The sequence below is a fragment of the Clostridium sp. CAG:221 genome (assembly GCA_000435835.1).
In the GTDB taxonomy this organism is placed as follows: Bacteria; Bacillota; Clostridia; order Clostridiales; family Clostridiaceae; genus Clostridium.
In genome coordinates, this window is the sequence record FR883402.1 from 72,386 (window position 1) to 92,217 (window position 19,832).

Sequence of the window (19,832 nt, forward strand, 5' to 3'; positions counted from 1 at the left end):
GTTAATATATTTAAGTAAAGGGAGAAGTGAAAATATTAAAAGTGCATTTAAAAATATAAGTGATATTTTTATAATATTTATTTCTTGTATTACTATGTATAATAGGTTATAAATATGGAGGTATTAATGTAAAAAAGTAGTTATAATGATATTTAATAATATATTATATATGTATAATAAATAAAATAAAAAGACAATCTTCTAAAAAGTATTACAAATAGCACCCATTAAAAGAATACAACATATAATGAAATTACAGTGTATCTTTTAAAGGAGGTGTAATATTGAAATCATTAATTCTATGCACAACAGCAAGCGATTCAATTTGTAAACTAGCATTAGATAGCTTAGAAATGAAAAAAATAAGATTTAAACATTGCGATAAGCCAGTTGGACCACATGGCATAAGGGTATATTCAGATACTGTTATTACAGCTAATAGTTATAATGATTCTGTATCTTTTTTTTATGGTGAAAATCTTATTGAGAGTAAGGAGATAAGTATTGGACCCAAGCCAAATGATTTGTTGATGCATGAGCATAAGATTTATGTGGTTTGTGGAGAGTCGAACTCAATGGTAATTTATGACCTTAAGGAAGATAAAAGTATAGGCCAAATAGCTACTGAAAGCTGGCCTCATAGCCTTGACATGGATTTAAATACTAATTTATTATTTGTATCAAATCTAGAAAGCGACAGCATTATAGTAATATCTATGGATAATTATGATATAATTGAAACTATTCAAGCACCAGAATACCCTACAAAGGTAAGGGTATCAAATGATGGAAAAAAGATTTATATCTGCTGCAGTTATTTAGGAAAAGATAAACGAGGATATATAGATATACTTAATATTGGTAATTTTCAAAGAATAGCGAGGGTTATGGTTGGATATTCACCAATAGATATGATTGAAGATACTGAAAATATTTATGTTTCTAATTTCACTGATGGAACTATTAGTGTGATAGATAAAGCAACATATAAGGTGGAAAAGGTTATTTATGTAGGAGGAATGCCAAAAGGCATTTTAAAGTATGGTTCAGTGTTATATGTAGCTGATTATTTAAAGAGTAAACTTATTTTAATTGAGGATGATAAAATAATAAAAGTCATAGCAATCGAGTCTGAACCCAATGCCATGACTTTATTTTAATCATTATCATCAAATAAGCTTTGAATTATCTTTGTATAAATAGTAGAAGGATCATCTTTCCACTTTGAACATAAAGCATTAGCTTGCTTTTTGCTAGGAACAGATACCTTTAAATCAATTAATAAGCTTTCATCTTCAAAGGCTCTTAAATTTACGATATAAGAATCATTGTTATCAATAGTATAATCGCTATAAATTGTCAGCTCCTTTTTTATATTTTCAATAGTTGCGGAGATATAATTATCGATTATATCTCTTTTTATTGGAGCAATTCTGTCGTTAAAAAATGATAAAACCTTTTCTCCCTTATCGGTTATAGAAATTAATTTTTTCTCATTTTTCTCGATATACTTAACAAAGTTAGAATACTCTAACTCGCTAATGTATTGTTGAAGAGTAAAGTAATTTATAAAGTTATTTTCTAAAATTATTTCTGTTAATTGTGTATTTGAAATAGGTTGTTTTAAAGATTTTATAACATATAAAACTAAAAGTTTATTTTCTGCTAATTCTGCTGAGTTTTCGTACATATTAAACCTCCAATTTGAAAGTACTATATTATTATATCATAAATTTTTAACACTGTAATATTATTGTCATTAAAATTATACATTAAGAATATAAATTAGTAAAAGTTAAGTTAAGAGGTTTTTTATGTTTAAGGGAAAAAAAGTTGTTATAGAAGTAATTTTGCTTGTACTTGTAATTATTCTGTCACTTGTTGTAAATAAACGTAGTATAAGCGTAAGCACTAATAATCCTTCTAAACTGCCTATATTTAGAGTAAACACTGAAGAGAAAGAAGTAGCCCTTACCTTTGATATTAATTGGGCGGAAGAGGAGCATTTAGATGAAATTCTACAAATATTAAAGAAATATGATGCAAAAGGTACTTTTTTTATAATGGGTGGTTGGGTAAATTATACAGATGATAATAAAGAAAAGCTTAAGAACATATATAATGATGGTCATGAAATAGGAAATCATAGCTATATACATCCTAACTTTGTAAATATTTCAGAACAAAGAATGAATGACGAACTTAAAAAGACGGAAGATATTATTTATCAAACAATTGGATGTAATACAAAATTATTTAGGTTTCCAAGTGGTTCATATAATGAAAAAGCATTAAATTATGTTATGTCAAAGGGATATAAATGTATTCAGTGGGATGTTGATTCAGTTGATTGGAAGCAATCAGGAGCAGATGTGGAATATAACAGGGTAATGAAAAATGTTAAAGAAGGGTCAATATTATTATTTCACAATAATGCTAAGTATACTCCAGAGAATTTAGATAGAATTATTAATAAATTAACAGATGAGGGATATAAATTTTTAACAGTTAGTGAATTAATTTATGATGATAATTATTATATTGATGAAAATGGAGTGCAAAATAAAAAATAAATATCATAAATATATTGAAAAGTACACATGATTTGTATTATAATGGAAATAAATTCTGATATGGTAATAAATTTATAAATAAACAAAAAATTACTAATGGAGAGAGGGGTAAAGATGGACAATTTGATGTTAAATAATAAAATTTATCTTGAAGGGAAGATTGTAAGTAAACTGGAATTCAGTCATGAAATGTATGGGGAAGGATTTTATACATTTTTCATGGAAGTTACTAGATTAAGTGATTCTGTTGATTTATTAAATATAACAGTTTCAGAAAGATTAATTAGTAATATGGATTTAAGCATTGGAAAAGAAATAGTAGTATTAGGACAATTAAGGTCTTATAATAAGTTCGTAGATGGATCTAACAAGCTTATATTAACTGTATTTGCTAGAAACATAGAACCATGTATTGAAAAAAGCAAAAATCCTAATGAAATATTCCTAGATGGATATATATGTAAGGAACCTGTTTATAGAAAAACACCTTTTGGTAGAGAAATTGCAGATGTATTATTAGCTGTAAATAGAGCTTACAATAAATCAGATTATATACCAACTATAGCTTGGGGAAGAAATTCAAGATTCTGCCAAACTTTAGAAGTTGGAGATAATATAAGAGTATGGGGAAGACTTCAAAGTAGAGAATATCAAAAGAAAATCAGCGAAACAGAAGTGGTTAAGAAGATAGCATACGAAGTATCTATCTCTAAGATGGAAAGAGTAACTGAAGAAAATGAAGAAAGTTTAAACAATGAAGGACATGAAAATACACATGTAACTGAAAAAGGTGCTATATAACTAAAAATATAGTTTAAATAATAAAAAGCTCCAATATGGAGCTTTTTATTATTTTCTTAAATCGCTAAGAATTTGAGTCTTATTTTTTGTTCTGTCATCTACTGATTTAACAATCTTTGCAGGGCTTCCAGCAACCACAACACCTGCTGGTACATCATCTACAACCACAGAACCAGCGGCTACTACAGAGCCATTACCAATCTTAACACCTTCTAAAATAACTGAATTGGCACCAATCATTACATCATCTCCAATTTCACAAGGAGATTTACTTGGTGGTTCTAATACGCCAGCTACTACAGCACCAGCACCTAAGTGAACTCTCTTACCAATCTTTCCTCTAGCTCCAATAACAGCATTCATATCAACCATAGAGCCTTCACCGATTTCTGCACCTATATTAATAACAGCTCCCATCATTATAACAGCATTTTTACCAATAATAACTTTGTCTCTGATAATTGCACCAGGTTCAATTCTTGCATCGATAGCAAGTAAATCAAGCATAGGGATAGCGGAATTTCTTCTATCATTTTCTACTCTAAAATTTTTAATTCTATCCTTGTTATTTAATATAACGTCAGATATCTTTTCTGATTCACCATATAATACGTAAAAATTATTAGAACCATATACTTCAATGTTTTCTAGATCTACACCATCTAAGTTACCATTAATGTAAACTTTCACAGGAGTAGATTTCTTAGATTCTTTTATAAACTTGGCAATTTCATATGGATCAGTTAAATTATAATTCATATTATCATCCTTTCTTCTTGTGCATTTGAATTAAATTGATATATTAATTATAATAAACAAAAAAGTTAATTTAAAGAGGAAATAGAAAAAATATGAAAAAACTTTACGAATCGTCGTATATTAATGTACAATGATTTAAAGGAGATGATTTAATGAAATTAAAGAAAGGATTAGTACAAATTTATACTGGTGACGGCAAGGGAAAGACAACAGCAGCAATAGGGCAAGGCATAAGAAGTGCAGGCTATGGATTAAATGTTGTAATGGTCCAATTTTTAAAAGGAGGATATACGGGAGAACTTTCAACAATAGATAAAATTAATAATTTTAATATATTTAGATTTGAAAAAGAAAGAGATTTCGTATGGAATTTATCAAAACCTGAAATTGAGGAATTGAGGAAGGAAATTAGAACAGGGTATGAATTTATTAAGAAAATAGTTGATGAAGGCTCTTGCGATGTACTTATTGTAGATGAAATAATGGGAGCTCATTATAATAAATTTATAACCACTGATGAGATAATATACTTGATTAAGAATAAAAAGGAGTCAATGGAACTTGTTTTAACAGGAAGAGATGTTCCACAGGAAGTCATTGATTTAGCAGACTTAGTGACTGAAATGAAGATGATTAAACATCCATTTGAAAAAGGAATAGCTGCTAGAGAGGGTATAGAATATTAAAAATGGTATAGATGCGGGGGAGAATTTAATGAATTTAAATTTAGAAAATGTGCAAATTTCGGGAATAAGAAAATTTTATAATGAGGTTAAAAAAATAGATGGTGCCATATCTTTAACATTAGGTCAACCGGATTTTTCAGTGCCAAAGGTAGTAAAAGAGGCATTAATAAATGCTGTAAATGAAGATAAGACAGTGTATACAGAAAATGCTGGAATATTACCACTAAGAAAAGAAATAAGCAAATATTTAATGAATAAAGGAATTGATTATTCAGCTGATGAGATATGTATTACTGTAGGTGGTAGTGAAGCCATATTTACTATTTTTACAGCACTTATAAATAGAGGCGATAATGTATTAATTCCAACGCCTGCATATCCAGCATATGAAAATATAGTTAACATATTAGGTGGCAATGTTGTAAGTTATGGTTTGAATGATGACTTTTCAATTAATATTGAAAGTTTAAAAGCGCTTATAAAAGAAAATGAAATAAAAGTTCTAGTTTTATCACTTCCTTCTAATCCATTAGGAACAATACTAACAAAAGAGGAAAAGGAGGATCTTATTAAAATTATTAATGATAACAATATTTTAGTTGTTACCGATGAAATATATGAATCTCTTATATATGAAGATTATTATAGTGTTGCACAGCACAAGGATATATTAGATAAAGTTATATATATAAGTGGTTTTTCAAAGATGTTTTCAATGACTGGGTTAAGAGTAGGATATTTTGCTGCTGAAAAAAAATTAATGGATGAAATAATGAAGGTGCATCAATATAATGTATCATGTGCGGCCTCTATATGTCAGTGGGCGGCTTTAGAAGGCCTTAAAAATGGCTTACATGATGTAGAACATATGAGAAATGTATTTAGTGAAAGAAAGGACTATGTAATTACTGAACTTAGAAATATGGGGCTTGAAGTAAATGAGCCTAAAGGGGCATTTTATGTATTTCCATCTATTAAAAAATTTAATATGTCTTCAGAAGAATTTTGCTTAAGGTTATTAAGTGAGGAAAAGATTGCTTGTGTGCCAGGAAGTGCTTTTGGTACTGGTGGTGAAGGATATATTAGAATATCATATTGTTATTCAATGGAAGAGCTAAAAAAAGCTCTTTTAGGATTAGAAAAGTTTATTAATAAATTATAGTGTAAATATAAGTAAGATACATCAAAAATGATGTATCTTATTTTGTTTTAGGAAATTATGGGAAAAGTTAAATAAACCTCAGTGCTTAACATATTAATAGATAGCATACTGTAATATTAACAATTTTCGCATAATATAATGAAAATATATATGTATAGTAAAGGTATAAAAGTTAAGTGGAGAGTGATAGGTTTGTTTAGATATGTAATAAAAAGAGTTTTATCAGCAATAATCACTGTATGGATAGTAATAACAATTACATTCTTCTTAATGAGACTTATGCCAGGTGGGCCTTTTGATGGAGATAAAATTAAGCCGCAAGTAAAGGCCAATTTAGAAGCTAAATATGGATTGGATAAGCCGCTTGGAGAGCAGTATGCTATCTATATGAAGAATTTAGTGAAATTAGACTTGGGAGAATCTATGCAGTTTAAAGGAAGACAGGTTAGTGAGACAATAAAGACATCATTTCCTAAATCAGCTAAGATTGGGGGGTTAGCTGTAGTCACTTCAGTTATTATAGGGTTAGGACTTGGAATTATATCGGCACTAAAATCAGGTAGGTGGCCTGATAGATTATGTATGTTTATATCGACACTAGGGATAACTATACCGAGTTTTGTAATAAGTGCATTACTTATTTATATATTTGCAAGCAAGATGAGAATACTACCTACCACAGGATTGGATAATTGGAAAAGCTATATAATGCCAGTAATAGCTTTAGCAGGTAGCTCAACAGCCTTTATTACTAGATTAACCAGGAGTAAGCTTATTGATGTAATGAAATCAGATTATATACGGACTGCTAAAGCAAAAGGACTTTCCAAAAGGACAGTAATTTTTAAACATGCGTTAAAGAATTCCATAATACCAGTGGTAACTTATTTAGGACCTTTGGTAGCAGGAATACTTACTGGTTCTTTTGTTGTTGAAAAGATATTTAGTATTCCAGGACTAGGAAAAGAATTTGTATCTAATGTAAATACAAGGGATTATTCAGCACTGCTGGGAGTGATAGTTTTTTATAGTGTGTTGATAGTTATTTGTAATTTAGTTGTAGATTTATTGTATGTTGCTATAGATCCGAGAATAAAATTAGAAAGTAATGAAGGGTAGGGGAAAAGTAGTGGATGATAAGATTGAGGTAAATGAGGAACTATTTATCCCCATAGAAAATGAAGAGAAAAAGATAGATGAAATGGTAAGACCAAGTATAAGCTATTGGAAATATGCATGGAGAAGGCTAAGGGAAAATAAGGTTGCTTTAGTATCACTAGTAGTTATTATTATAGTTGTTGTTGCAGCAATAATCATACCGATGATTTCTCCATATGGATATGCAGAAACTAATCATACTATCGGTGATCAGGCTCCAAATTTAAAACATATTTTTGGAACAGACACCATTGGCAGAGACATATTGGTAAGATGTATGTATGGAACGCGCTATTCTCTTATTATTGCTGTTTCAGCAGCATTAATAAATCTTGTTATAGGAGTTTTATATGGAGGTGTTGCAGGATTTTTTGGTGGTAGGATTGATAATGTCATGATGAGAATTGTTGATATATTGTATTCTATTCCTACAATAATTTATGTAATTTTAATTATGGTTGCTTTTAGAGAAATTGGAATAGGCTCTAGTGGTGTGGGAGCAATAGTATTGGCATTATCAATTTCTTATTGGGTTGGTATGGCTAGGATAGTAAGAGGGGATGTGCTTCAATTAAAGCAGCAAGAATTTATATTAGCAGCAAGGACTTTAGGTGCATCAAAAAAAAGGATATTATTTAGGCACCTTATCCCAAACTGTATTGGATCTATAATAGTTACTTTAACTTTGTTTGTGCCACAAGCAATCTTTACAGAAGCTTTCTTAAGCTACTTAGGACTAGGTATAAATGCACCATTGGCATCATTAGGTACTTTATGTAATGATGCAATGAATTCTATATATATGTATCCTTATCAGCTATTTTTTCCATCAATGATGATATGTATTATAATCTTAGCATTCAATTTATTAGGTGACGGTCTTACAGAAGCATTAGATCCAAAGCATCAAAGATAGGAGGGGTATGATGGAAAATCTGCTTAAGGTTGATGATTTAAAAACATATTTTAAAACTCATATAGGAGATGTTCAGGCGGTAAGGGGAATTTCTTTATATGTAAATAAAGGGGAGGCTTTAGGAATTGTAGGTGAATCAGGCTGTGGTAAGTCTGTAAGCATGATGTCCATAATGAAGCTTTTGGAGAGCAATGCAGTTATAACTTCCAAGAAAATAATATTTGATGATATTGATATTGGTAACATGAAAGAAAAGGAGTTTGAGAAGTTAAGAGGTAATAAAATATCTATGATTTTTCAGGATCCTATGACATCGTTAAATCCACTGTATACCATTGGTAATCAAATGACTGAACATTTAATTAAACATAAAAGAATATCAAAGAAGGATGCTTATGATAAAGCAGTAAAAATGCTTGAAATGGTAGGTATATCAAGTGCAGAAAAAAGAATGCACCAATATCCTCATGAATTTTCTGGGGGAATGAGACAAAGGGTAATGATTGCTATGAGCATTATTTGTGAACCTAGCCTTATTATTGCAGATGAGCCTACCACAGCATTAGATGTGACCATTCAGGCTCAAATACTTGATATATTAAAAGATTTAAAGGAAAAAATGAATACATCAGTAATCTTAATAACCCATGATTTGGGCATTGTGGCTGATTTATGCTCAAGAATTAATGTTATGTATGGAGGAATTATTGTGGAAGAGGGCAGTGCTGAAGATATCTTTTATAATAGTAAGCATCCTTATACCTGGGGTTTGTTAAGAAGTGTGCCTAATCCTAAAAGTAAGGTAAAAGAGAAATTAAAGCCTATTGATGGACAGCCACCTGATTTATTAAAACCACCTTTAGGATGCCCTTTTGCACCAAGATGTGATTATACAATGAAAGTGTGTCTAAATAATCAACCTCCATTGTTACAAGTTGGAACTGGACATAAAAGTGCTTGCTGGTTATGTCATGAATATGCAGCTAAATCTAAAAAGTTATCAGGTGGTGAAATATAGTGGAAAAAAAGAATGATATATTAGAGGTAAAACATCTTAGCAAATATTTTCAAGTATCTAAAGGACTTTTTAGAAAGCATAGCTATATAAAAGCTGTTGATGATGTTTCCTTTACCATTAGAAAAGGTGAAACTCTAGGGCTTGTAGGTGAATCTGGCTGTGGAAAAACTACCATAGGAAGGACTATTTTAAAGCTTTATACAGCTACTGCAGGAAAGATATTATTTGATGGACAGGATATAAGTAACTTGAATGAAAGAGAAATGATACCTTTTAGAAGAAAGATGCAGATGATTTTTCAAGATCCATATGCATCTTTAGATCCAAGGATGACAGTGGGAGATATAATTGGTGAAGCTATTGATATTCATAAATTGTATACTGGTAAGGAAAGGGAAAGTAGAATACGGTTTTTATTGAATAAAGTTGGTTTAAACGGAAGTAATATAAATAGATATCCTTATGAGTTTTCAGGAGGGCAGAGACAAAGAGTGGGAATTGCTAGGTCTTTAGCTGTAGAACCTGAATTTATCGTTTGTGATGAACCTATTTCCGCCTTAGATGTGTCTATTCAGGCTCAAGTAATTAATATGTTAGAAGAATTACAAGAGGAAATGGGACTGACATATTTATTCATTGCTCATGACTTATCAATGGTAAAGCATATATCTAGTCATATAGGTGTAATGTATTTAGGAAAACTTGTTGAAAAAGGCACTTCAGAAGAGGTATATGAACATCCAGAACACCCATATACCAAAGCTTTATTATCAGCCATTCCAATACCGGATCCTAGGGCATCTAAAGCTAAAAAAAGGATTATCTTAAAAGGAGATGTACCATCACCTATAGATCCACCGCCAGGATGTAGATTTGCAAGTCGTTGCAGATATGCTAAAAAAATATGCTTAAGTGAAGAACCAGTAATGGATGAAATAAGTAATGGTCATTTTGTTGCATGTCATTTATTTAAAGATAAATAACAGTTTATATGAATCTAAAGGGGGATTTTAATGAAAAAATCAAAATTAAAAACAGTTTGTGCACTATTCTTAGCAGGAGTTTTAGGTGCTACAGGTCTTGTAGGATGTAACAGCAATGATGATAATGGAGATAAAGCTAAAGGTAATGAAGAACTTATCTATAATTTAGGTGCAGAAGTAAAGACAATTGATCCAGCTCTTAATAATGCTGTAGATGGTTCAATTGTAATATGTAATGCCTTTGAGGGATTAATGAGGCTTGATGATAATCAGAAGGCTATACCAGGAATAGCAGAAAGCTATGAACTTTCTGATGACTCTCTAACATATACTTTTCATTTAAGAGATGATGCATTATGGTCTGATGGTAAACCAGTTACAGCAGAAGATTTTAAATATGCATGGACTAGAGCTCTTAATCCAGATACTGCAGCAGAGTATGCTTTTCAACTATATTATATAAAAGGTGGAGAAAACTATAATAATGGTACAGGTAGCGCAGAAGATTTAGGAATTAATGTGGTTGATAATCATACATTGGAAGTAACCCTTGAAAATCCAACTAGTTATTTTTTAGAGCTTACAGCATTCCCAACATTAATGCCTGTTAGGGAAGATATTGTAGAAGCTAATGGAGATGGATGGACATTAAAACCAGAAACTTATGTTTCAAATGGTCCTTTTATGTTGAAAGAATATAATATGAAGGATTCATATGTATTTGTAAAAAATCCTGAGTACTATAGAAAAGATGAAGTAAAGCTTGATACATTAAAATTTAGGATGATTGAAGATGAAGTATCTGCATATGCTTCAGTGAAAAACGGTGAAATAAGTATGAGTGAGATATTACCAAACTCAGAAATTCAAAAAGGTCAAGAAGAAGGTACTGTACAGATATATCCATATTTAGGGACATATTTTTATTGTATAAATGTGGGCAATAACACAGAAAATCTTCCAGAAGATGTGCAAGCAGCTTTAAGTAACAAGAAAGTTAGACAAGCTTTATCTCTTGCCATTGATAGAAAAACAATTTGTGAACAAGTAACAAAAGGTGGACAAATACCAGCTTATAGTTATGTGCCAGAAGGAATACCAGGAGCAGAAGAAGGAAAAGACTTTACAGGAGAAGTTAAGTATTGGAATCCTGAAAAAGCTGATTTAGAACAAGCTAAGAAATTACTTGAAGAGGCTGGATATCCTAATGGAGAAGGTTTACCAACTTTAGAACTATTATATAATACTAATGAAGGAAATAAGCTTGTTGCTGAAACAATACAGCAAATGTGGTCTAAAATAAATGTTAATGTTGAACTTTATAATGAAGAATGGGCAGTATTTCAAGATTCAAGGAAAAATGGTAATTATGAAATTGCAAGACACGGATGGATTGGAGATTATTTAGATCCAATGACTTTCTTGGATATGTGGATGAGTGGACTTGGTAATAATGATGCTAAATTCTCAAATGAGGAATATGATAATCTAATAAGAAGTGCTAAAGAGGAAACTGATATAGCTAAGAAATATGAATATCTAAGGAAAGCAGAAGATATCCTAATGGATGAAATGCCTATAATACCTATATACTACTATACTCAAATTAAAGCAGTTAGTCCTAGAGTTAAAGATGTAGTAGTTTCACCATTGGGGCAAGTATATTTTGATAAAGCATATATTGAATAATAAAATATAATGAGAGCGCTGCCAATAAGTTTGTGCAGCGCTTTTTTATTAGTTACCAGCAGGATTAAAGTTATCGCTTGATACACCTTGTCTCTTTACTGATTTATGTTTTCTATTTGGATTGTGGTTTAAACCTTCTTCAGTTATTGGAGTCTGATAATTACATTTTTCCATACGGGCTTTTTTGTTATCAGGCTGACTATCTTTTGTCATAATAAAACCTCCTATAAGTTTAATATCAATTCTTTCAAAAAATAGTATAACCAATTAAATTACATTAATACAAAACTATAGATTGATAATTTTATAAATAAAAAATACACAAAATGAATATTAAATTCAAATTGTGTATTATTAATAGTAGCTATATACCTAATACATCATCCATGTTATATAAGCCAGCTTCAGTTACATTAGCCATGAATGTACATGCCTTTAATGCGCCAACAGCAAATACTTCTCTTGAAATTGCTTTATGACTTAATTCTATAACTTCACCAGAGCCAGCAAAGATAACTTCATGATCTCCAACAATGGAACCACCTCTAACAGCATGTATTCCTATCTCTGCTTTTTCACGTTTCTTTTGACCATTTCTTCCATGAACATAGTAGGTAGCATCAGCAATAGATTCCTTGATGGTATCAGCAAGTAGTAGAGCAGTTCCGCTAGGTGAGTCCACTTTTTGATTATGATGTTTTTCAATTATTTCTATATCATAATTTGGATATAGTAAAGGTGAAATTTTTCTTAGTAAGGAATTAATTAAATTAATACCTAATGACATATTGGCAGATTTAAAAATTGGAAGAGTTTTACTGGAATCTTCAATTAACTTTAAATCTTCATCAGTGTAACCAGTGGAACATAATACTAAAGGCTTTTTTGTACTAGCTGTTAAAGCTAGTAAGTCTTTTAAAGCATCAGCTCTAGAAAAATCAAGAAGAACGTCGTAATCAATATTTACGTCTTCAGTATTCTTAAAGATTTTAAACTCAGATTCTTTAGGGAATTTATCAATTCCAGCTACTATTTCTAATGAAGGAAATTCACTCATAATACTTTGTATTACATTTCCCATTTTTCCGCAACATCCACTTAATAAAATTTTAACCATTTTAAAACTCCATTCTATATTAAGCTGTAATTTTGTAAAGTACTGCATAATATTGCTTTATTATTTTCATCCATTTCATAAAGAGGCAACCTTAAATCTCCAGCTTCTTTTCCCATTAAATTAAGAGCTGTTTTTACTGGTATAGGATTTGTCTCAATAAATAAATCGTTTGCTAGTTTTAGATATTCTAACTGTAAAGATAAAGATTTGTTAGTATCACCAGTTAAATATGACATTACCATTTCATGAACAGCTTTAGGAACTACATTTGCTAGTACAGATATAACTCCAATACCACCTAATGCTAGAATTGCAGTAACTTGATCGTCATTACCAGAATAAATATCTAATTTATCACCACATAAAGCTTTTATCTTTGCAACTTGGCTTATATTGCCACTGGCTTCTTTTACAGCTGTCACATTAGAAAGTTCAGATAATTCTAATAAAGCCTCAGGAGTTATATTCATATTTGTTCTTGAAGGAACATTATAAAGGATTATGGGTGTATTTACAGCATTATTAATAGCTTCAAAGTGTTTAAATAACCCCTTTTTATTTGTCTTATTATAATAAGGAGTTATAACAAGAAGTCCATCTACACCAACAGATTCTGCAAACTTACTCATTTCAATTGCAGCTGCTGTATTATTTGAACCAGTTCCTGCAATTACCGGTATTCTTTTATTTACGGTTTCAACTACAAATTTGATAGCATTTTTTCTTTCATATTCACTCATTGTAGTAGCTTCACCTGTAGTACCACATACTATTATTGCATCAGTACCTTCAGCAATTTGCCATTCAATTAATTCTTTAAACTTAGGAAAGTTTATTCCGTTCTCATTAAAAGGTGTTATTATGGCAACACCAGAACCTTTAAAAACTGTCATATTAACCTCCGTATAAAATAGTTATTTAATTATTTCTTCTGCAATTTGTATTGCATTAAGAGCAGCACCTTTCCTGATGTTATCTCCTACAACCCATAAATTTAATCCGTTATCAATACTGAAATCTCGTCTTATTCTTCCAACATAAACTTCATCTTTACCTGAAACTTGAAGTTGCGTAGGGTATTTAAGTTCTTTAGTATCATCATATACCACTATGCCTTTAGTTGATTCTAAAAGTTTAACCACATCTTCAAGTTCATATGGTTTTTCTAATTCTATATTTATGCTTTCGGCATGACAGTTTAGTACTGGAACTCTTACGGCAGTAGCTGTAATCTTTATGGAATCATCATGAAGAATCTTTTGAGTTTCATTAATCATCTTTACTTCTTCTTTTGTATATCCATTATCTAAAAATACATCAATATGAGGAAGGCAATTTCCTGCAATAGGATAAGGGAATTTTTTAGGTTCTACCCCTTTTAATCCATCCTCTAAGTCAGCGATTCCTTGCATACCTGCACCTGATACAGCTTGGTAAGTTGAGTAAACAACTCTTTTAATGCCATATGCATCTTTTAAAGCTTTTAAAGGTAACATAGCTTGAATAGTTGAGCAATTAGGATTAGCAATTATACCATTATTCCATTTTATATCTTCAGGATTTACTTCTGGAACTACTAAAGGAACATCTTTATCCATTCTCCATGCACTGGAGTTATCAATTACTGTTGCACCATACTTTACAAAGATTGGGGCAAATTTTAAACTTGCATCGCCACCAGCTGAAAATAGAGCAAAATCTATTTTCTTATCTTTTATATTTTCTTCACAAGTTTCATTTACAATATATTCTTCACCTTTAAACTTTAAATATTTTCCCGCTGAACGTTTTGAAGCAAAAAGATATAACTCATTTATAGGAAAGTTCCTTTCCTCAAGAATTTCTAAAAATTTTCTCCCAACATTACCTGTTGCACCAACAACTGCTACATTATACATATAAATTCCCCCTTAATTTAAACGTTTATTAATGATTAAAAAATTAGAAGCTTTGAGCAAAATCACCCAAAGCTTCTAATTTTATATACAGTATAGTCATTAGATTTCTTTAAATGATAGCTCTCCACAAAAATGTGACAGGAATACATATATTATATGGATCCCCAGTAAATAGCTGTAAAGCATAGGCTATTTACTTCGGCGATAAATCCTTTCCTATTAAATCATTGTGCTTAGCTCCTTAATAGTACTGATAAGTATCGCACCTCTATCTTGCAATTATTTATTAGATTAGTTTGATTATATATGTTATTTATAAACAATGCAAGATAAAAATAGTAAAAAATATATATAATACAATATATGTATAAAAATGTAATTAGTTTTTTGAATATTTTATATTTATATGGAGAAAATACATATATTACTTTGTAGGGGGAATAGTTATGAGTAAAACACCATTAAAAAAAATTATAAAATCTAAAATTAAAACTAATAAAGAACTTACACCACAAGAGCTTTTAAGGGAAAGGATTAAGTATGAGATTGCTGATGAATTAGGATTAAAAGAAAAAGTTGATCAATATGGATGGGGAGGGCTTACAGCTGAAGAAACAGGAAGAATAGGCGGAATTATGACCCGCAGAAAAAAAGAATTAAAAATCCCAACTAATGATGAGATATTAGGAAGAAAATAATGGATTGACTAATCAGTGGAATACATATATTATAATTGTTAGAAATTATAGATTAATGTAGAAGAAATATTTCTTCTACATTAATTTTTGAGCAACTGTAAAATTTATAGCAAGGGGGAATAGTATGGCTTATGGAGAATTTGCTAAAATTTATGATGATTTAATCAATGAAGATATTAATTACGATAATATGGTTAGCAGAATAATTGAAATATGCAATGAACATAATATTGAATGCAAAGATTATCTTGATGTTGCTTGTGGTACTGGAAACGTTACTGTAAGATTAGCAAAGCATTTTAAAGATATATATGCGGTAGATTTATCTGAAGATATGTTAAGAGAAGCTTTTAATAAGCTTAAGGAAAATAGAATAAAAGGTAAGATAATTTGTCAAGATATGACTGAAATGCAGCTAAATAGAAAGTTTGATTTAATTACATCGGTTTTAGACTCTACAAATTATATTACCGATGAAGATGATTTAGAGAAGTATTTCAGCTCTGTTAAAGAGCATTTAAAAGATGACGGAATTTTTATTTTTGATGTTAATTCATATTATAAGTTATCAGAAATATTAGGTAACAATATTTATACATATAGTGAAGAGGATGTCTTCTATACATGGGAAAATGTTTTTGAAGATGATATGGTTTCAATGTTTCTTACGTTCTTTGTAAAACAAGGAGAGCTTTATGAAAGATTTGAAGAGGAGCATTTTGAAAGAGCATATAAGGAAGAAGAGCTTGAAAGTGCTCTATCAAATTGTGGATTAAAGGTAATAAATAAATTTGATGGATATAGTAATAATAAAGTTCAAGCAAATAGTGAAAGAATAGTATATGTAGTAAAAAAAATATAACTACATTAATTTAGGAGGAAGTATAGATGAAAGATAAGATTATTAATGCGGTAGCTATGGATGGAACTGTTAGAATAATAGCAGGAACAACTACAAATTTAGTGGAAAAAGTAAGAGAAATTCATGAGTGTACACCAGTAGCTGCAGCAGCACTTGGAAGAATGATTACTGCAGGGGCATTATTAGGTACTACTTTAAAATCTGATAAAGAAATCATGACATTAAGAATTAATGGTGGTGGAGAAGCAGAAGGAATTACTGTAACAGCTCATGAAAATGCTGTAGTTAAGGGATTCATTGGAAATCCATATGGAGATAGACCATTAAATGAAAAAGGTAAGCTAGATGTAGGTGGATATATAGGTAAGAATGGTAACCTTATAATAATAAAAGATTTAGGAATGAAAGATCCATATGTAGGGCAAGTTCCAATATTCTCAGGAGAAATTGCAGAAGATTTAGCATATTATTATACAGTATCAGAACAAACACCATCAGCAGTATCTTTAGGGGTATTAGTTGACACTGATTATTCAATAAAGGTTGCAGGTGGATTAATAATTCAAATGTTACCAGGTGCAGAAGAACATATTGCAGATATAGTAACATTCAGATTAGAAGAAATTCCTACTTTAACTGAAATGCTTAGTGAAGGAAAGACTATAGAAGATATCTTAAACTATTTATTTGATGACATGGGATTAAAGATATTAAAAGAAACTGAGCCTAAATTTGAATGTAACTGCTCAAGAGAAAGAGTGGAAAAAGCATTAATATCAATAGGTGAAAAAGATTTAAAAGAAATTTATGAAGAAGGTAAAGATGAAGAAATCAAATGCCACTTCTGTAATACTAAATATGTATTTACTAAGGAGCAAATTGGTGAGTTACTAACTAAGATTAAATAATAAAAAAGGTTGCAGATTAGCAGCCTTTTTTATTATTTTTCAAAAGATGTTTTAAGTATTTTATGCAACAAATTTCAATAATATACGTACTATATATTGATTACAAAACAAAAAGACTTCCTCTGTCAGTAAGTTTTCCATTTTTTAAGTAAATGGGAGTAATATTGTGATCATTAAGGAATTTTAATACTTCTTTGCCATAAGAATAATGATTTAAATCTCCAAATAATGCTAATTTATCCTGAGAAATCATTCCTCCAACACCGCCTATAAATCCATATTCAAATCCTTCAAGGATAATATCTCCATAAGGCAATAAAAGAACATCAAAATCATCACTGGAAAGAGTTTTATGTATTCCAGGATCATTAGTAATTAGTACATTTTCCCTTAAGGGAAGAATAGAACATTTTGTATAGCCTTGCTTTACATTAATAATTTTTTTATCAGTAATATATTTCTTAAACGCACTATCAGAATACTTTAAATTGTGTATGAAATAATCCTTACTATTTAGTGCATTTAAAAATATGTTTTCCGGGTATTTACTTCCAAGGGTATTAGTGCTTTCAATATAATTTACATTATTCTCCTTTAACTGTTCTTTGAATTCCTGGGGCATATCTTTATTTATTAATATTAATCTGTTTTTTTCATCAAGAATATTTATTTGTATATCTACATGGCCGTTAATTGCATCATATAAACCTAGAGCTTTAGGTATTTTAATTATTTTTAGTCCAAGATTATGTAAATTATTACATTCTTCATCTGTAGTTCTATAATCAACAAAGCAAATCATTAAATTAACTCCTTTTACTTATTAATATATATACAATAAATAAAATTCATCTAAAAATCAATAAATTTAGACAGCTACTATTTATAAATGTTGAATATAGAAAACTTTTTAATACATACTATTATTAAGGAAGGAGTGAAATCCATGCTGGTAATGAAGTTAGTACACAATAATGACTTAGATTTTGTAAAAGAGTTACAAGAATTACGGGAGTTATTAAAAAAGAAAAATATAACAATGGGAATTGTTGAAAGTGGAGAAGGAAGCTCTAATATAATTAAGATAATATGTGATAATGAAAATTATAATGATAAGATTAAAAATACCATTTATTTATATATAAGCAATATTTTGTATTCAGTAGTAGTTAAAGAATATAGAAGAAAAGAATTGTTTAATTATTTGATGGAAAACTATTTTTTCTTAAAGCAGAGTGAGATTATGGAAGTGGAAGAGAAAATAGTTAGTGTATTGCAAAATGAAGAAAAAGTTACAGATGAAAAAATGTTTTATTGCATCAATAAAATAAACTGTATAATTGAAAAGATAAAAGAATGTTTAGAGGAAAATGAAGTCATAAATATCAAAGGGTTTATAACCTTTAGAATGAAGGAACTTAGAGAGGATATTGAATGTATCATTGATAAAATAGTTGAAGACTATATGATTGAAAAGGAATATAAAGAATTTATAAAATTATTAAAATACTTTGTAGATATTCAAGAAAGTAAAATAGAAAAGATTGATATATATATACAAAGTGATGGAGGATATGTATTAAAAGATGGCCTTGATAATGATATTTTTGAAGAGTTTGTCAAGGAAATATATGAATGTAAGATTGATACGGAAGCTAATGTAGAGGATATAATTATTAGCGGCCTTATTACAAATGCGCCAAAAGAAGTAGTAATCCATAATAAAGATAGGGCTTTAAACTTAGAATTTATTGATACTATTAAAAATGTATTTGGTGATAGAGTTTCTTTTTGTAATGGCTGTAGTAAGTGCTTGGCAACTAAGTTGAAAATTTAAAAATTAATAATTGACAACTAAAAGATAGCGTGGTAAAATTTTAAATGTTAAGAAGGAACTGCCGTTTCTCACCTTACGGCAAAGCTTAGTAAGGTAATACTTATGAAATTTGTATCTAGTAATATAATATTATGTCTAGATTTAGTTTGATAATGATGGATGGCAGTAATTGCCATCCATTTATTATATAAAAATGCTTTTTTCATTGGTACATTTTATCGGAGGTGAACGATATCAGTAAAAATTTTACTTGTAACGAAAGTATAAAAGAAAAGGAAGTAAGAGTTATTGATTCAGAAGGTAATCAATTAGGAATACTTCAAACAAAAGAGGCTCTAAGAATGGCAGATGAGAGTGAATTAGATTTAGTTATGATCTCTCCAAATGCAAAACCACCAGTATGTAAAATAATGGACTTAGGTAAATATATTTATGAGCAAGCAAAAAAGGAAAAAGAAGCTAAAAAGAAGCAAAAAGTAACAGTAATTAAAGAAATCAGATGTGGAATCACAATTGAAGAAAATGATATTGTTATTAAAGCTAAAAATGCTAGAAAATTCCTATTAGACGGGGACAAAGTTAAAATAACTATAAGATTTAAAGGTAGAGAAGCAGCATTATCTCATTTAGGTGTTAAAATACTTGATAATTTTGTTTCTAAACTTGAAGATGTTTGTGTAGTGGAAAAGCCTGCTAAACAAGACGGAAGAAATATGACTATGGTTTTAGCCCCAAAAAAAGCATAATCTGAGAGGAGGATATTTATC

General features: G+C 29.8%; 22 protein-coding genes and 1 riboswitch. Of the genes, 15 read left to right on the forward strand and 7 right to left on the reverse strand.

Going from position 1 to position 19,832, the window contains the following annotated elements:
* Positions 1 to 284 precede the first annotated feature (284 nt).
* Positions 285 to 1,160, forward strand: a complete 876-nt coding sequence (locus tag Q5O44_RS07805) for a YncE family protein (protein WP_022167850.1) — start codon at positions 285 to 287, stop codon at positions 1,158 to 1,160.
* Here the strand turns inward: Q5O44_RS07805 and Q5O44_RS07810 are convergent.
* On the reverse strand, positions 1,157 to 1,690 hold the full coding sequence (locus Q5O44_RS07810) for a DUF4364 family protein (protein ID WP_022167851.1): 534 nt from the start codon (positions 1,688 to 1,690) through the stop codon (positions 1,157 to 1,159). The genes Q5O44_RS07805 and Q5O44_RS07810 overlap by 4 nt on opposite strands.
* 124 nt (positions 1,691 to 1,814) lie before the next feature.
* Here Q5O44_RS07810 and Q5O44_RS07815 point away from each other — a divergent pair, with 124 nt between their 5' ends.
* Both Q5O44_RS07815 and Q5O44_RS07820 read left to right on the forward strand, forming a co-directional pair.
* Positions 1,815 to 2,573 carry a polysaccharide deacetylase family protein gene (locus Q5O44_RS07815; protein ID WP_022167852.1) on the forward strand — a complete coding sequence of 253 codons (759 nt, stop codon included), beginning with the start codon at positions 1,815 to 1,817 and terminating at the stop codon, positions 2,571 to 2,573.
* Positions 2,574 to 2,687: 114 nt separating this feature from the next.
* Positions 2,688 to 3,374, forward strand: coding sequence for a single-stranded DNA-binding protein (locus Q5O44_RS07820; protein ID WP_022167853.1), 687 nt, complete (start codon positions 2,688 to 2,690; stop codon positions 3,372 to 3,374).
* 48 nt (positions 3,375 to 3,422) lie between these two features.
* Here the strand turns inward: Q5O44_RS07820 and dapD are convergent, their stop codons facing one another.
* The gene (gene dapD / locus Q5O44_RS07825; RefSeq protein ID WP_022167854.1) at positions 3,423 to 4,133 is read right to left on the reverse strand and encodes a 2,3,4,5-tetrahydropyridine-2,6-dicarboxylate N-acetyltransferase; all 711 of its coding nucleotides are present in this window, start codon (positions 4,131 to 4,133) and stop codon (positions 3,423 to 3,425) included.
* Positions 4,134 to 4,285: 152 nt separating this feature from the next.
* On the opposite strand from dapD, the gene Q5O44_RS07830 reads away from it, so the two are divergent.
* The 7 genes from Q5O44_RS07830 (at position 4,286) to Q5O44_RS07860 (ending at position 11,745) form a co-directional block, all read left to right on the forward strand.
* The gene (locus Q5O44_RS07830) at positions 4,286 to 4,819 is read left to right on the forward strand and encodes a cob(I)yrinic acid a,c-diamide adenosyltransferase (protein ID WP_022167855.1); all 534 of its coding nucleotides are present in this window, start codon (positions 4,286 to 4,288) and stop codon (positions 4,817 to 4,819) included.
* 28 nt (positions 4,820 to 4,847) lie between these two features.
* Entirely contained in the window at positions 4,848 to 5,981 is a 1,134-nt protein-coding gene (locus tag Q5O44_RS07835; RefSeq protein ID WP_022167856.1) for a pyridoxal phosphate-dependent aminotransferase, read from the forward strand.
* 192 nt (positions 5,982 to 6,173) lie between these two features.
* Positions 6,174 to 7,100 (forward strand): ABC transporter permease, encoded by a 927-nt coding sequence (locus Q5O44_RS07840; protein WP_022167857.1) that lies wholly within the window; start codon positions 6,174 to 6,176, stop codon positions 7,098 to 7,100.
* Positions 7,101 to 7,110: 10 nt separating this feature from the next.
* Entirely contained in the window at positions 7,111 to 8,055 is a 945-nt protein-coding gene (locus Q5O44_RS07845) for an ABC transporter permease (protein WP_022167858.1), read from the forward strand.
* Positions 8,056 to 8,065: 10 nt separating this feature from the next.
* Positions 8,066 to 9,073, forward strand: a complete 1,008-nt coding sequence (locus Q5O44_RS07850) for an ABC transporter ATP-binding protein (RefSeq protein ID WP_022167859.1) — start codon at positions 8,066 to 8,068, stop codon at positions 9,071 to 9,073.
* A complete protein-coding gene (locus Q5O44_RS07855; RefSeq protein ID WP_022167860.1) occupies positions 9,073 to 10,056 on the forward strand; it encodes an ABC transporter ATP-binding protein in 984 nt (327 codons plus the stop codon). Before Q5O44_RS07850 ends, Q5O44_RS07855 begins: the two co-directional genes overlap by 1 nt.
* A gap of 30 nt (positions 10,057 to 10,086) precedes the next feature.
* On the forward strand, positions 10,087 to 11,745 hold the full coding sequence (locus Q5O44_RS07860) for a peptide ABC transporter substrate-binding protein (RefSeq protein WP_022167861.1): 1,659 nt from the start codon (positions 10,087 to 10,089) through the stop codon (positions 11,743 to 11,745).
* A 48-nt stretch (positions 11,746 to 11,793) separates the two neighbouring features.
* Here the strand turns inward: Q5O44_RS07860 and Q5O44_RS07865 are convergent, their stop codons facing one another.
* From Q5O44_RS07865 to Q5O44_RS07880, 4 genes are all read right to left on the reverse strand, one after another.
* Positions 11,794 to 11,958: a hypothetical protein gene (locus Q5O44_RS07865; RefSeq protein WP_022167862.1), complete on the reverse strand. Its 165-nt coding sequence runs from the start codon at positions 11,956 to 11,958 to the stop codon at positions 11,794 to 11,796.
* A 151-nt stretch (positions 11,959 to 12,109) separates the two neighbouring features.
* A complete protein-coding gene (dapB, locus tag Q5O44_RS07870; protein WP_022167863.1) occupies positions 12,110 to 12,862 on the reverse strand; it encodes a 4-hydroxy-tetrahydrodipicolinate reductase in 753 nt (250 codons plus the stop codon).
* Positions 12,863 to 12,876: 14 nt separating this feature from the next.
* Complete coding sequence (gene dapA / locus Q5O44_RS07875; protein WP_022167864.1) at positions 12,877 to 13,755, reverse strand: 4-hydroxy-tetrahydrodipicolinate synthase; 879 nt, start codon at positions 13,753 to 13,755, stop codon at positions 12,877 to 12,879.
* A 21-nt stretch (positions 13,756 to 13,776) separates the two neighbouring features.
* Complete coding sequence (locus tag Q5O44_RS07880) at positions 13,777 to 14,760, reverse strand: aspartate-semialdehyde dehydrogenase (protein ID WP_022167865.1); 984 nt, start codon at positions 14,758 to 14,760, stop codon at positions 13,777 to 13,779.
* 109 nt (positions 14,761 to 14,869) lie between these two features.
* A riboswitch (Lysine riboswitch) is annotated at positions 14,870 to 15,039 on the reverse strand.
* Positions 15,040 to 15,206: 167 nt separating this feature from the next.
* Here Q5O44_RS07880 and Q5O44_RS07885 point away from each other — a divergent pair.
* The 3 genes from Q5O44_RS07885 (at position 15,207) to hslO (ending at position 17,228) form a co-directional block, all read left to right on the forward strand.
* Entirely contained in the window at positions 15,207 to 15,458 is a 252-nt protein-coding gene (locus tag Q5O44_RS07885; protein WP_022167866.1) for a small, acid-soluble spore protein, alpha/beta type, read from the forward strand.
* A 124-nt stretch (positions 15,459 to 15,582) separates the two neighbouring features.
* Positions 15,583 to 16,320, forward strand: a complete 738-nt coding sequence (locus Q5O44_RS07890; RefSeq protein ID WP_022167867.1) for a class I SAM-dependent methyltransferase — start codon at positions 15,583 to 15,585, stop codon at positions 16,318 to 16,320.
* Between the two features lie 26 nt (positions 16,321 to 16,346).
* On the forward strand, positions 16,347 to 17,228 hold the full coding sequence (gene hslO / locus Q5O44_RS07895) for an Hsp33 family molecular chaperone HslO (RefSeq protein WP_022167868.1): 882 nt from the start codon (positions 16,347 to 16,349) through the stop codon (positions 17,226 to 17,228).
* 100 nt (positions 17,229 to 17,328) lie between these two features.
* Here hslO and Q5O44_RS07900 read toward each other — a convergent pair whose 3' ends face one another.
* On the reverse strand, positions 17,329 to 18,030 hold the full coding sequence (locus Q5O44_RS07900; RefSeq protein WP_022167869.1) for a DUF6873 family GME fold protein: 702 nt from the start codon (positions 18,028 to 18,030) through the stop codon (positions 17,329 to 17,331).
* A 144-nt stretch (positions 18,031 to 18,174) separates the two neighbouring features.
* On the opposite strand from Q5O44_RS07900, the gene ytxC reads away from it, so the two are divergent.
* A complete protein-coding gene (gene ytxC, locus Q5O44_RS07905) occupies positions 18,175 to 19,065 on the forward strand; it encodes a putative sporulation protein YtxC (RefSeq protein WP_022167870.1) in 891 nt (296 codons plus the stop codon).
* A 224-nt stretch (positions 19,066 to 19,289) separates the two neighbouring features.
* Positions 19,290 to 19,811, forward strand: a complete 522-nt coding sequence (infC, locus tag Q5O44_RS07910; protein ID WP_022167871.1) for a translation initiation factor IF-3 — start codon at positions 19,290 to 19,292, stop codon at positions 19,809 to 19,811.
* Positions 19,812 to 19,832 lie beyond the last annotated feature (21 nt).